Origin of the sequence: Nevskia sp. (assembly GCF_051860985.1) — a bacterium.
Taxonomy (GTDB): domain Bacteria; phylum Pseudomonadota; class Gammaproteobacteria; order Nevskiales; family Nevskiaceae; genus Nevskia.
This window is the reverse complement of record NZ_JBIMKV010000022.1, coordinates 42,410-55,112: the sequence shown is the minus strand read 5'-3', so window position 1 is coordinate 55,112 and position 12,703 is coordinate 42,410. Positions and strand designations below refer to the sequence as shown.

Below are 12,703 nucleotides of genomic sequence, written 5' to 3'. Positions count from 1 at the left end.
GGGGCGGTGGGCTTGCCCCACCGGCTGGGGCGCGCGCCGGCGCCCGCGTTACACGCGCGCCACCCCTCCCCCGGTTTTTTTTGGTTTTTCCCGCCGGGGGGGGGCCTGCCGTGCAGGCCCGACGCCTTCGTCAGATTATCGCGGCAAACCGGCGCTCGGGTTGTCGGTCATTCAGACCGGTGGCCGGCCGGAAGCGACCGCCTATGCCGCCCGCCCGTCCCGGCGACAGCGAGCAGCGGTGGCCGTGCCGCTGGCCGGCGGTCAGCGCAGGGATGGCAGCACGCCGATCCGGTTCAGGAAGTCGACCTCGATGCTGCGCGATTCGGCGAGCTTGGTGCTGTCGTTTGCCCAGTCGTGGCCGAGACCGGCCTGATTGTGGAAATCGCAGATCCGGCCCCGGGTGCGAATCTGGCTGCACAGGCGCAGGTTGGCGGTTTGGGCGAATACCACGTCGGCGTCACCGTGGAACAGCAGGAATGGCGCGATGCCAGCGTCGATGTCGCGATCCGGGCTGATCGCGTCGACGAAACGGCCGAAGCGGGCCAGCTGCGATCGGCCGAGCGCGGCGTCATCCGCAGTCGAGGTCACGCCCGAGCGCAGCACCACGGCTGCGGCCCGAACGGGCGGCGAGCTGCCGATCGCGGTCGTGGCCGGCGGGTCGAGCAGCGCCGCCCAGGTGGCGTTGCCGCCGCCGGAGCTGGTGCCGGTGACCACGACGCGTGCCGGATCGATACCGAGTTCGCCGGCATGGTCCTGCACCCACTTCAGCACGCGGCGTGCGTCGTCGGCGTGCACGTAGGCGTAGGTGCCGAAGCGGTCGTTGACGCGCTGGTCGGGCGCGATCACCACCATGCCGTACTGGTCGGCCCAGAATTTCGATCGCGACATCGGCACGCCGCTCCGCGCCCAGCCGCCGCCGCTCCAGTCGATGTAGGCGGCGCGGCGGTCCGAGGTCCGCCAGCCGTCCGGCTTGAAGACGAAGGCGCGCAGCGGAACGATGCCGTCACTGCGCACGACATGGCTTTCGCTGGCGCCGGACAACGTGGTCGGCGTGTTGGCGACCGCGTCGATCGTGGTGCTCAGCGTCAGGCTGGCGCTGGTCGAGCCGATGCTCAGGCTGATGACCTGATCGGCCGAGTAGGTCGACGGCATGACCGCCCGCAGCGTGATCCGGTCACCGTTGCGGACCGTCCCGGCGCCGCTGCGGTAAGGCCCGTCGTTGATCCGGTACTGGGCGTTGCTCGCCGATACCGTCTGCGGTCCGTCGGCGTCGCTGACGGTGACCGGTTCGGTGGTCTGCACCGAGCCCGGCAGCACCAGGCCGTTGGTGTAGATCGAAGCCGGGCTCAGCGTGAACCGTGCCGGACGCGCCGGCGACAGCTGGCTGCGAACCTGCCAGCTGGTCGTGCCGTTGCCGATGGTGACGTCGCCGGTGTAGCGCCGGCCGTAGTCCGGGCCGGTGTCGATCCGCAGCCGCAGGCTGTCACCCCAGCGCACCATCCCGGCGGCCCCGGTGAATGGCCCGTCGTTGAGGCTGTAGCGCAGGCCGGACGACACGCTGATCGGCACCGCGACATTGATGCCGCGGATCGTCATCGGCGGCGTGATCACGGCGCTGTTGATCGCGGCCGTGCTGATCGACGGCAGCTGGATCGCGTCGGACGCGCGGTCTTCCGGCGCCGAGGTGGTGACGCTGAAGCGGGTCGCGTAGCTGCCGAGCGTCAGCGTCGCGTCCTGCCGGTCGTCGAGGTTGGGCGCGGCGATCAGCGCCACCCGCAGGCGATCGCCGTTGACGACGACGCCGTCGAGCGTCGTGTAGGCGCCGCCGTTGATGCTGTAGCGGCCATTGCCGACGCGGACCCGGGCCGGCGCGGCGAGGCCGGCGACGGTGACCGTTGCGCTTTCGGCGAGCAGCAGCGGAAAGCCCGGCGCGGCCGCGAACGAGAACGCGCGCGGTGTCGCATTGCCATCAGCCGTGGTCGCTGCGAAGCCGGCCGACAGCGTGCCGATCCGCAACTCGGCGCGGCTGACACTGCCGCTGCTGCCGGCGGTCACCATGACGCGCACCTGGCGGCCGGCGGACACCGTGCCCGGCGTCGTCAGCCAGGGGCCGTCATCGATCCGGTAGGCGCCACCGGTCACCGAGATCGGCGTGCCCGGATCGATGCCGGACACCGTCGCCGGCGCGCTGGACACACTGCCGCCGGCGGCGGCCGCGAACACCGGCGCGAAGGCGAACGGCTCCGGCGTGGTGTCGCGCGGGCGCGCCTCGACGGTGAAATCCGCAGCCGCCGTGCCGATGGTCAGGCGCGCGCTGGCGCTGGCGCCGTAGCTGGCCGGCGTCTGCGCCTGCACTTCCACGATGTCGCCGTTGCCGATGTTGCCGGGCACATCGGTGAACGGCTGGCCGTTGACGCTGTAGCGACCGCCGCGGATCGAGATCGGCGCCGCCGTCGTCAGTCCGAGGATCTGCACCGGCTCGCTGGTTTCGCTGCTGCCCGGTTCCAGATGGGCGCGGGCCGTGAAGGCGAACGGATTCGGCGTCGCCGGCGCGGCCTGGTCGTCATCGACGATCGTGCCGGTCGCCTGGGCGCGATCCAGTCGTGCCCGGCCGGTCGGCGCGCTCAGCGTCACGGTCAGTGTCTCGTCGTTCTCGGCCACCGTGTCGCCGATCACCGGCACCTCGATGATCTGGGAACCGACGCCGGCGCCGAAGCTCAGCGTGCCGGAGGTGGTGACGTAATCGCTGCCTGCCTTGGCGCTGCCGTTCGCGGTTGCATAGCTGACGGTCACCGTCGACTTCGGCGCCGGCTGCGCGGTCACCGCGAAGCGCAGGCTGCGCCGCTCGCCATTGCCCTCGCTGACGGTGGCATCGGCGACCGACAGCGCCACTTCCGGCGCCGGCGTGTCGTCGTCGAGGATGGTGCCGGTGCCGCGCCGCTTGCCGAGCAGCAGGCCGTCCGGGCTCGACAGATCGACGAAGAAGGTTTCGTCTGGCTCTGCGGTGGCGTCGCCGTTGATCTTGACCGAGAACGTCTGCCGTATCTGGCCGCGCCGGAAGCGGACCACGCCGCTGGCAGAGTCGTAGTCGCTGCCTGCGTTTGCAGTGCCATTCGTGGTGGCAACCCGCACCGAAAACCGTTCGCTGGCCTTTTCCGATAGCGACAGGGTGAAGGTCATCGTGCTCTTCACGAGCTTCCGCTCGCCTTCCAGCATCTGGACATCGTCGATGCTGACCGTCGGCTTGGCCGCCATCGCGGTCCGCACCGGCGCCAGCACCAGCAATGCCAGCAGTGCGAGTGCCACCCGCATGGGGAGGGGAGAGCCGGGCGCAGCGCCCGACGGCGTCCCGGTTTGTGGACTCGATCGACGCAGGGCCGTTGCCAGGCACCGCGTGTTTCCGTCCATCAAGGTCTTGGTGTTCATCCGGTCAACGCGTGAAGTGTCGAGAGAGGGAAAGCACGCCGCTGCGCCTTCGCGCGCCGCGATGCCGCATATCGTTATTGCCCGAAATTTTCCAAGCAAGCTTGGTGCAAGGATGATCATCCTGCGGCGGCGTCTGCGACGTGGGTCACGATGGCGACGCAGAAAGACGATGAAACAGCGCCGGGAATGGCGCTGTTCGTGTCGCTTAGGGAATCCAGTTCCAGATGTCGGGCAGCGTTGCCAGCCAATCGTGCGCACGCTGTTTCATGTCATGGGAGTCCGCATGGATCGAGTAGGCGCTGCCCTCGCCGTGGTCTGTCTCGAGCACATAGCCGGCCTTGGTGGCTTCGCTTGCGAGATAGCGCAGGTAGTCGCGGATATGGGTGTCGTAGGCCGCTTCGGCGTCACGGCCCTCGCGCTGCAGCATCAGCGCACGGCTGCGGTAGGCAGTCAGATGGAGGGTGATCGTGGCGGTCATCGGAGGCCTCGTTCGGAGGAAGGTGGCGGTCCGGACGATCACCACCGGGCACCAGTATGGGCGGGATGACACCGCCATCGCCGCGAAGCGCCGCAGAACCGGGCACGCCCCAATGCCGCGCATGCCGCTGCAGGCATTGCGCGGCCTTAAAGAAGTGGTTGCCGCCATGCCTCGACAGCACGATGCGGCGAGACAGGAACCTCACGTTGCCTGCGGTATCCGAGTGGGCGAACGGGCTGGCGACCGCAACCGCCGCCCGGATGTGCGTGCTGACGTCATCTCGGGCGGCAGCGCGACCGGCGCTTGCGTTGGCCGAAGGGCATCAGCAAGTCGCCATGAGCCGCGCGGTACCGCTTGCCCAAGCCAAGGCCAAGCGGCGGTTTTGCATACGGGAACGCGGGCGCAACTAGCGGGGATACGGTGCCCGCCGGCGGTCATCAGCGTTTGCGCCGGCTCCCGCCTGGACGCCCACGCCGACGCGCAGGTCAACGCCAGCGCCCGCCTGATTGCGCGGTACCACGCGACCCTGACCGCGCCCGCTGGCACCGTTGTGGCCTGCCACGACGCCCACCGTGCCGCGTGTCACGTCGCGAGCCAGCCCGAGGCTGCCGCGCGTCGCGTCGCGGGCAATGCCGATCCCGCCGCGGGTGGCATCGCCGGCAATCGACAACGCACCGCGGGTCGCATCGCCGGCGACTCCCAGCGCGCCACCGATGATGCCGCCGACAAAGCGGCGGCCCGGCTGTGGGCGGTAGTCGTCGCGACCATCGTCCTCATAACGATCATTGCCACCGTAGCGGTGATAGCTGCCGTAGCGGTCTTCATCGTCGCGATCGCGCAGCGGGCGATGATCCACGCCGCCGGCGCTGACGCCGACATCGACACCCAGCCGTGCCGACGCCGAGCCGGATACATGGCTCTGCTGCGCCTGTGCCGGAAGGTTGAGCGTGATCAACAACAAGCTGCTGGCCAACAGGGAAAAGGGGCGGGTACTCACGATGACGTCTCCGTTTCTGCGCGCCAGGAGTGGCGGGTAACGGCAAGCTAGTAAACGGATGTGCACTTCGCAAGAATATTTTGTGAACGAATGTGATCCGCCGCACTTGCCTGTGAATACTGAAAATGACGTCATCAAAATCTGGTCAAACCGTCAGTGTCGTTCGCGGACACTGTCGTCCCTCAGCGTTCAGAATGCGGACATGACCCCCTTGCCCTCGCGGTATCGCCAGCGGTGTGCCGCCGGCTTCGTTCTGCTGTTGTCGATCGCCGGTCTCGCTTCGGCTGACGACTCGTCGACAGCTGCCGATGCCTCGACCCCCCTGGCGGAGGCGGCAACCGCGCCCGCTCCGCAGACGGTCGATGGCGAGCCGGTCTGGTTCGCCGGCGATGGCCGGCTGCGGACCGAGGCAGGGCAAGCGGTGGCGTTGCTGGTTGCCGCGCCCGAGCACGGGCTGAGTGCCGAGGATTACGATGCGGCGGGCCTGCAACGGGCGGTGGCACATGCCGAGGCCGTCGGTCCGCTGAACGCGCCTGCGCAGGCGGCGCTCGATGCGGCGCTGACGGCGGCAATGCTGCATTACCTGCACGACCTGCATTTCGGCCGCATCGATCCGGCACTCCTCCACGAGGATTTCGCGCAGACGGTGCAGCCGGATTTCGACCTGAGACTGCTGCTCCACGAAGCGGTCGCCCGGCACCGGCTGCCGGCCGTGGCTGCCGCGCTGGCGCCGCAGGTGCCGGCCTACGGCCGGCTGCGGGTGGCGCTGGCCGAATACCGGCAGCTGGCCGCCAGCAGCAGCGCCTGGCAGCTGCCGCTGCCGGCGTTGCCCGGCGCCGGCCGCAACCAGCCCGGCAAGCTGGTGCCGGGCCAGACCTGGTCCGGCGTCGATCGGCTGGCCGAGCGGCTGCGGGCGCTCGGCGATCTCGATGCCACCGCCACCGTCGCGCCGCTGTTCTACATCGAGCCGTTGGTCGGGGCGATGCGCCGCTTCCAGGCGCGCCACGGACTGCCCGCCGATGGCGTGCTCGGCAAGGCCAGCATCGCGGCGCTGGGGGTGACGCCGTCGAGCCGCGTGCACCAGATCGAGCTGACCCTGGAGCGCGCCCGCTGGACGCCGCTGCTGCAGGCGCAGCGGATGATCGTCATCAACATTCCCGAGTTCGTGCTGCGCGCCTACGAGGTCGGCGACGGCGGTGTCGACGTGCGCGAGGAAATGAGGGTGATCGTCGGCAAGGCGCTCGACACCCGCACGCCGCTGTTCGACGAAGCGATGCGCTACATCGAGTTCAGCCCGTACTGGAACGTGCCGCCGTCGATCGCGAAAGCCGAACTGGTGCCGAAGCTGCGCCGCCAGCCCGGCGAATGGGCCCGCGAAGGCTACGAGTTCGTGCTTGCCGACGGCAGCGTGCAGACCGCGCTCGACAAGGCCGGGCTCGATGCGGTGCTGCGCGGCGGCGCCCGCATCCGCCAGCGCCCGGGCGAGCGCAATGCGCTCGGCGACATCAAGTTCGTGTTCCCGAACCGCGACAACATCTACCTGCACCACACGCCGTCGGTGGGCCTGTTCGCCCGCGAACGGCGCGATTTCAGCCACGGCTGCATCCGCGTCGAACGGCCGCTGGCGCTGGCCGAGTTCGTGCTGAAGAACATGCCGGAATGGACCGAGGCGCGGATCAGCGAAGCGATGACCGCCGGCAAGTCGGCTACCCTGAAGCTGGACGAACCGATCCCGGTGCTGATCGCCTACGGCACGGCGCTGGTGAAACAGGGTCGCATCCACTTCTTCGACGACATCTACGGCCACGACCGGCTGCTCGACGAGGCGCTGCGCCAGCGCCCGAGGCGGTCGGCCGATGCCCCGCCCGCTTCTGGAGCCGACACGCCATGACCGACGATCTTCACAGCGGCCCGCGTCGGCGCTTCCTGCGCCAGCTGGCCGGCGCTGCCGGGGCGCTGCTGCCGGCCGTCGCCGCGCCGCCAGCCGCCGCCTTCGCCGGTACCGGGCCCGCCGCTGCCGGCCTGCGCCTGCTGACCATGCACCACACCCACACCGGCGAGCGCATCGAACAGGTCTACGCCCGGGGCGATCAGTACCTGCCCGAGGCGCTCGGCTCGCTGAACCGCTTCCTGCGCGATCACTACAGCGGCGATGTCGGCCGCATCGATCCGGCGCTGTTCGACCTGCTGCATCGGGTGCACCGGGTGCTCGGCCTTGGCGACCAGCCGGGCGCCTGCTTCGAGGTGATCTCCGGCTACCGCTCGCCGGCCACCAACCAGCGCCTGCGCAAGACCCGAGGCGGCGGCGTGGCCAGCCACAGCCTGCACCTGCAGGGGCAGGCGATCGACGTGCGGCTGGCCGGCGTGCCGCTGGCCGATCTGCGCGACGCGGCGCTGTTGCTGAAGGCCGGCGGGGTCGGCTACTACCCGCGCGAACAGTTCGTCCACCTGGATACCGGCCGCGTCCGGCGCTGGTAGCGCGCGGCATCCGCCGGCCGGTCGGGCGGCGGCGGTCTGGTCGAGGACGCATCCGGTTGAACCGGCGATGGCCGCTGCAATCGGGGTCCGCCGCGGCGGGGAATGCCGATTTTCGTGAACGATCGTGCACAATCGGCCCCCGTTCCGCCGTCGAGACGCCCAGCCGATGTCCGCCGTTCCGAAATCCCGCCGCCCGGCGCGCAGCGCGCGTGCTGCCCGCCGCCTCGTCAACCTGCGTGACCGCCTGTTCGACGCGCGCCAGCTGGTGCAGTCGGAACGCACGCCGTACACGCTGATCCACGAGGACGGCATCGTCCGCCTGCGGGCCTACGCGCCGGCCGCCACGGCGCCGGTGCAGCACGCGGTGCCGGTGGTGCTGGTGGCGCCGCTGGCGGTCAACATGACGATCTACGACCTGTTCCCGCAGCGCAGCCTGATCGCCGACCTGCTGGCGCGCGGCTTCCGTGTCTACCTGATCGACTGGGGGCGTCCGGGGCCGGCGCAGGATCACTGGCGGCTGTCGACCTACATCACCGAATGGCTGCCGGCACTGCTGGCGCGGGTGCGCGCCGATGCCGGCCAGCAGGCGCTGTCGCTGCACGGCTGGAGCTTCGGCGGCCTGTTCGCCTACGCGTACACGGCCTGGAGCGGCGACCGCGACATCCGCAACCTGGTGCTGCTCGGCGCCCCCTGCGACTACCACGACAACGGCGTGCTCGGGCAGCAGTACCGCCGGCTGGGCCGTGTCGTGCGGCGGCTCGGCCGGCTGCCGGGCCTGCGCCCGCACGCCACGCCGCCACGCTGGTGGCGGGCGCCGGGCTGGTTCAACAGCGTGCTCTACAAGCTGACCGCGCCGGTCGCCAGCCTGCGGCCGTATCTCGATCTGCTGGCCGACCTGGACGACCGCGACAAGGTGGCCGCGCATGCCACCAATGCCGCGTTTCTCGACGACATGGTGGCCTACCCGGGTGGCGTGATTCAGGACGTGGTGCAGTTCCTGTGGACCGACAACTGCCTGGCCGAAGGCCGCCTGCCGATCGCCGGCTGCGAGGCGCGGCTGGAGGCGATCGACGCCAACCTGCTGCTGGTCGCCGGTCGCGGCGACCCGATCGTCACGCCGGCCTGCGCCAAGGCGCTGCTGCGCTTCGCGGCGAGCCGCGACGTGCGGGTGCTGGACGCGCCGGGCGGGCACATGGCGATCGTGTCCGGCAGCCAGGCCCCGAAGGCGATCTGGCCGGAAGTCGGCGACTGGCTGGCGGCCCGCTCGGCCTGAGCGCGCCTCAGCGCGGCGGCGGCGCGGCGGTCTGAGGCGACGGCAGCCGCTCGCCGGGCGCGAACCGCCACGGGTGTTCGCGTTCGCCGGCATCGCGGCGGCGGAACTCGCCGGGCGCACTGCCGACCAGCCGCTTGAAAGCCTTGGAAAAGCTGAAGGCGTCCTGGTAGCCCACCTGCATCGCCACCCGTTCCAGCGGCGCGTCGGTGTCGACCAGCAGGCGCATCGCCTGCTGCAGCCGCAGGCTGCGCAGGTAGTTCAGCGGCGTGTCGCCGATGGTCTGCCGGAAGCGTTCGGCCAGCAGCGTGCGCGACAGGCCGACGGCGTGCGCCAGCGTTTCCAGCGTCCAGGCGCGGGCGCAGTCGCCGTGCAGCAGGGCCACGGCGCGGCGCACGGCATCGTCGCGCGGTGCCAGCGGCAGGCCGGTCGCCGGCGCGTGGCGATCCAGCAGGTCACGCATCAGGTAGACGAACAGCAGGTCGGTCACGGCGTGCAGCGCGAGGCCGGCGCCGGCCTCCGCCGCTGCGATTTCCGGCGTCAGCAGCGACAGCGCCCGCGACACCGGCCCCTGTTGCGGCAGCGCGTCGGCGCGCAGCAGATGCCAGTCCGGCAGCGCCGCGAAGAACGGATGCACCGGCCGGTTCCACAGCTGGTAGGCGCCGCTGACCAGCGTCGGCGCGGCAGTGCTATCGGCACCGGGGACCGGCGTCGGCCCGGAGACCGACATCGCCACTTCCGGCAGCCCGGCCAGCGACGGCTGGCGGGCGATCCGGTGCTCGCAGCCGCGCGCCATCAGCACGATATCGCCGCTGTCCAGCCGCAGCGGTTCGCGCAGCCCGCTGGCATGCAGCCACAGCGGACCGGCCAGCGCGACGTGGAACGCCAGGCTGCGCTCGCAGGGAAAGCGCAGCGCCACGCCGGCCGGCAGCGCCCGGGCGTGCAGCAGGCGGCGGCGCAGCCCGGCCTGGTGCAGGACATCGGCGAGCAGATCCATGACGGTTCCTGGTCAGCGCCCTTCCCGGACGCATAGACATTCTAGACGGACTTGAAGCCATTTTCCGTACGGAGATGCCGATCGAAGATGGCCGCACGGTCCATCCCCAATCGGAGTACGCAATGTCCAGAATTCTGGTGGTCGGTGCCCACGGCACCGTTGGTTCCTCGCTGGTCACGGCCCTGCGCCTGCGCGGCCAGCAGGTGGTTCGCGGCACCCATCGGCCAGCCAGCGGGCCGGAAGACGCGCATCTCGACCTGGTCAGCGGCCACGGCGTGGCGGCGGCGCTGGCTGGCGTCGATGCCGCGTTCCTGCTGTCGCCGCCCGGTCATGCCGACCAGCACGCGCTGCTGGGCGGCTTCATCGACGCCGCCCAGGCCGCCGGTCTCGGCAAGCTGGTGCTGATGAGCGCGATGGGCGCCGATGCCGATCCCGCCGCGCCGCTGTTCCGCGCCGAGCAGCAGCTGCAGGCCTCGGGGCTGGCCTGGAACGTGATCCGGCCGAACTGGTTCATGCAGAACTTCAACACCTTCTGGCTGCACGGCATCCGCGAGCAGGGCCGCATCCTGCTGCCGACCGGCAGCGCACGCGGCAGCTTCATCGATGCCCGCGACATCGCCGATGTGGCCGCTGAGCTGCTGGTCAGCGACCGCCAGGTCGGCCGCGCCTTCGACCTGACCGGGCCGGAAGCGCTGGACCACGACCAGGTGGCCGCGCTGCTGAGCCGCGAAACCGGCCGCGACATCCGCTACACCGAGATCACGCCGGAGCAGATGCTTGCTGGGCTGCTGGCGGCGGGTGTGCCGCCGGACTACGCGACCTTCCTGAACCTGATCCTCGGCTACTTCAAGCAGGGCTATGCCGAGCGCATCACCGACGCAGTGGCGGCCATCACCGGCCAGCCGCCGCGCCGTTTTGCCGACTACGCCCGCGACTTCCGCCAGGCCTGGCTCTGATGACCGGGGCGCGATCCGGCCATGCGCCGGATCGCGCCTGATGCAGCAGGTGCCGGCCGACGGCCGGGGCGGTGCTCAGGCGGCGGCGGGTCGGCCCAGCGTGGGCGGTTCGGCGTCGTGCGCCGTGCCGCCGAGCGTGGCGCGCACCTGCGCGGCGATCCGGACGCGGGCGGCGCGGGCTTCAGGGAAATCGAGCAGCGGCCAGACATGCATCATCGTCGGCGCGTGATGCACATCGACACTGCCGCCGGCCGCCCGCAGCCGTTCGGCATAGGCCAGCGCATCCGGCCCCAGCAGTTCGCGTCCGCCGACGTACATCGACATCGGCGGCAGGCCGCGCAGATCGCCATGCGCCGGGCTGATCAGCGGATGGTCGACGCCGAGCGCACCGGCATAGGCGCGGCCAGCGCGGCGCAGGCCGTCGAGCGACAGCATCGGATCGGCCGGCTGCAGGGCCATCGCCTGTGGATGCGGCACAGCGACATCGAGCCAGGGCGACAGCAGCAGCAGCCGGCGCGGCGGCGGCAGGCCGTGATCGCGCAGCCAGCCGGCCAGCGCCACGGCCAGCCCGGCACCGGCGGAGTCGCCCATCAGGATCAGCGGCAGCGTGCCGTCCGCTTCCTTTCGATAGACCGAGGCCACGCAGCGGAAGGCGCTCAGGCCGCTGTGGCGCGGCGCCAGCGGGTACAGCGGCACCACGATCTCGCAGCCGCTGCGGCGGGCCAGGTCGGCGATGAAACGCCAGTGATGCCGGTTGATCGGCCGCACGTAGGCGCCGCCATGCAGGTAGAGGATCCGGCCAGCCGGCGCCGCGGCGGACGCGGCTGCGGTGATCCGGTACAGCGGCTGGCCGTCGAGCGTCGATTCGCGAATCTCGAGCCGCCGCAGCAGGCCGGCGGACGGCCGGGCCGGCACCGGTGCGGCGCTACCGCCACGCTGAGCGGCGCGTTGCCGGCGCAGCCGCGCCCAGCGCATCCACCACATCACCATCCGTGCTTCGAGACTGGGCATCGCCGGTCATCCGCAAGGCACAAGCGCCACAGCAACGGCCAGAGAGATGGCCCGAGAAGTGGCCTGAAAAAGGCTGAAGAGGTGGCACCGGTCCGGGGCTGCGGATGCCGCTGCGCAGCCAGGCCGGAGCGGTGCCTGCACCGGAGACTACGCAAATCGCAGGCGGTGCTCTGACTGTCGAATCAGTCAGTTCCGATGCCGTGCGCACCCGGTTGCAGGCACGTCGCTAGTGCAGCGCACTCACGATCTGCTGCACGCGCTGCACTAGACTGCGCCGCACCGTCGTTCGGGCAGGGTCGAAGGAATCCGCAGCATGCAGGCTGGCAACAGGACGTGGCGTCGATGACCGTCGTCGGACAGGACGCGCCGCGCGTGCGGCTGGCGCGCTGGGGTGGGGAGATGCAGCTGGTGGCGGATGCCGACGTCGAGGCCGGCGCGCTGCTGGCGGCGGAGTTTCCGATCGCCTTCGTCAGCATCGAGGCGGACGAGGAAGACGAGGCGCCGATGCTGCTGCTGGCATCGATCCTGGCCAGCGACGACGTCCACGCCCGGGTGGTGGCCGAAGACTTCAAGCTGACCACCTGGACGCTCGGCAGCCGCGACCTGCAAACGCTCGACGCGCTGGCGCGCCAGCACAAGCGCAACCCGAAGAAGCTGGCCCAGCTCTATCACCGGGTGGCGGCCAACAACATCCGCTATGCGCAGGGCGGCGTGATCGGCTACGGCATCTGGCCGATCGTCAGCCGCTCCAATCACTCCTGCGATCCCAATGCCCGGCTCGGTGCCACGCCGCGCCAGCCGCTGGCGGAACTGCTGCTGGCCACCCGGCCGATCCGTCGCGGCGAGGCGATCTGCTGGAACTACCTCGGCGACGAATCGTTCCTGGCGCTCGACTGGTTCGCCCGCAACCGACAGCTGCTCAAGGATTTCCAGTTCCTGTGCCGCTGCCCGCGCTGCGAGGCCGAGCGGCCGGCCGGCATCGCCAGCCTGCCGAAAGCGGAACTGGCGGCGCTGTTCGCCGGCCGCGAAGCCGGCGCCGGACCGCTGCGCTGAAGGCCAGCCAGCGCTGGCAGGGCGGCCGACGAGCAGC

At 70.7% G+C, this 12,703-nt stretch carries 10 protein-coding genes; 5 read left to right on the top strand and 5 right to left on the bottom strand.

All coding sequences use genetic code 11. The annotated features are described in order from the left end of the window. Window positions 1-261 precede the first annotated feature (261 nt). The 3 genes from ACTIGJ_RS17545 to ACTIGJ_RS17535 form a co-directional block, all read right to left on the bottom strand. Window positions 262-3,312: a Calx-beta domain-containing protein gene (locus ACTIGJ_RS17545; protein WP_439641620.1), complete on the bottom strand. Its 3,051-nt coding sequence runs from the start codon at window positions 3,310-3,312 to the stop codon at window positions 262-264. A gap of 319 nt (window positions 3,313-3,631) precedes the next feature. Continuing rightward, entirely contained in the window at window positions 3,632-3,904 is a 273-nt protein-coding gene (locus tag ACTIGJ_RS17540) for a hypothetical protein (protein WP_439641619.1), read from the bottom strand. A gap of 406 nt (window positions 3,905-4,310) precedes the next feature. Further along, window positions 4,311-4,901 carry a hypothetical protein gene (locus ACTIGJ_RS17535; protein ID WP_439641618.1) on the bottom strand — a complete coding sequence of 197 codons (591 nt, stop codon included), beginning with the start codon at window positions 4,899-4,901 and terminating at the stop codon, window positions 4,311-4,313. A 202-nt stretch (window positions 4,902-5,103) separates the two neighbouring features. Here ACTIGJ_RS17535 and ACTIGJ_RS17530 point away from each other — a divergent pair, with 202 nt between their 5' ends. The 3 genes from ACTIGJ_RS17530 to ACTIGJ_RS17520 all read left to right on the top strand — a co-directional run bounded on the left by ACTIGJ_RS17530 (window position 5,104) and on the right by ACTIGJ_RS17520 (window position 8,652). Then, a complete protein-coding gene (locus ACTIGJ_RS17530; RefSeq protein ID WP_439641617.1) occupies window positions 5,104-6,792 on the top strand; it encodes a L,D-transpeptidase family protein in 1,689 nt (562 codons plus the stop codon). Further along, window positions 6,789-7,379 carry a YcbK family protein gene (locus tag ACTIGJ_RS17525; RefSeq protein WP_439641616.1) on the top strand — a complete coding sequence of 197 codons (591 nt, stop codon included), beginning with the start codon at window positions 6,789-6,791 and terminating at the stop codon, window positions 7,377-7,379. The genes ACTIGJ_RS17530 and ACTIGJ_RS17525 overlap by 4 nt, the downstream gene beginning before the upstream one ends. A gap of 166 nt (window positions 7,380-7,545) precedes the next feature. Further along, entirely contained in the window at window positions 7,546-8,652 is a 1,107-nt protein-coding gene (locus tag ACTIGJ_RS17520) for an alpha/beta fold hydrolase (RefSeq protein ID WP_439641615.1), read from the top strand. A 7-nt stretch (window positions 8,653-8,659) separates the two neighbouring features. Here ACTIGJ_RS17520 and ACTIGJ_RS17515 read toward each other — a convergent pair whose 3' ends face one another. Continuing rightward, on the bottom strand, window positions 8,660-9,646 hold the full coding sequence (locus tag ACTIGJ_RS17515) for an AraC family transcriptional regulator (RefSeq protein ID WP_439641614.1): 987 nt from the start codon (window positions 9,644-9,646) through the stop codon (window positions 8,660-8,662). A 122-nt stretch (window positions 9,647-9,768) separates the two neighbouring features. Between ACTIGJ_RS17515 and ACTIGJ_RS17510 the strand changes: the two genes are divergently transcribed. Next, the gene (locus ACTIGJ_RS17510; RefSeq protein WP_439641613.1) at window positions 9,769-10,602 is read left to right on the top strand and encodes an NAD(P)H-binding protein; all 834 of its coding nucleotides are present in this window, start codon (window positions 9,769-9,771) and stop codon (window positions 10,600-10,602) included. A gap of 75 nt (window positions 10,603-10,677) precedes the next feature. On the opposite strand, the gene ACTIGJ_RS17505 is transcribed toward ACTIGJ_RS17510, so the two are convergent. Beyond that, on the bottom strand, window positions 10,678-11,613 hold the full coding sequence (locus ACTIGJ_RS17505) for an alpha/beta hydrolase fold domain-containing protein (RefSeq protein WP_439641612.1): 936 nt from the start codon (window positions 11,611-11,613) through the stop codon (window positions 10,678-10,680). A 342-nt stretch (window positions 11,614-11,955) separates the two neighbouring features. Here ACTIGJ_RS17505 and ACTIGJ_RS17500 point away from each other — a divergent pair, with 342 nt between their 5' ends. Continuing rightward, window positions 11,956-12,666 (top strand): SET domain-containing protein, encoded by a 711-nt coding sequence (locus ACTIGJ_RS17500; protein WP_439641611.1) that lies wholly within the window; start codon window positions 11,956-11,958, stop codon window positions 12,664-12,666. Window positions 12,667-12,703: the final 37 nt, after the last annotated feature.

What these genes read in the sequence shown, in the direction of transcription:
- ACTIGJ_RS17545 (WP_439641620.1), bottom strand. Translation starts at nt 3,312, where the DNA reads ATGCGGGTGGCACTCGCACTGCTGGCATTGCTGGTGCTGGCGCCGGTG.
- ACTIGJ_RS17540 (WP_439641619.1), bottom strand. Translation starts at nt 3,904, where the DNA reads ATGACCGCCACGATCACCCTCCATCTGACTGCCTACCGCAGCCGTGCG.
- ACTIGJ_RS17530 (WP_439641617.1), top strand. Translation starts at nt 5,104, where the DNA reads ATGACCCCCTTGCCCTCGCGGTATCGCCAGCGGTGTGCCGCCGGCTTC.
- ACTIGJ_RS17525 (WP_439641616.1), top strand. Translation starts at nt 6,789, where the DNA reads ATGACCGACGATCTTCACAGCGGCCCGCGTCGGCGCTTCCTGCGCCAG.
- ACTIGJ_RS17520 (WP_439641615.1), top strand. Translation starts at nt 7,546, where the DNA reads ATGTCCGCCGTTCCGAAATCCCGCCGCCCGGCGCGCAGCGCGCGTGCT.
- ACTIGJ_RS17515 (WP_439641614.1), bottom strand. Translation starts at nt 9,646, where the DNA reads ATGGATCTGCTCGCCGATGTCCTGCACCAGGCCGGGCTGCGCCGCCGC.
- ACTIGJ_RS17510 (WP_439641613.1), top strand. Translation starts at nt 9,769, where the DNA reads ATGTCCAGAATTCTGGTGGTCGGTGCCCACGGCACCGTTGGTTCCTCG.
- ACTIGJ_RS17505 (WP_439641612.1), bottom strand. Translation starts at nt 11,613, where the DNA reads ATGCCCAGTCTCGAAGCACGGATGGTGATGTGGTGGATGCGCTGGGCG.
- ACTIGJ_RS17500 (WP_439641611.1), top strand. Translation starts at nt 11,956, where the DNA reads ATGACCGTCGTCGGACAGGACGCGCCGCGCGTGCGGCTGGCGCGCTGG.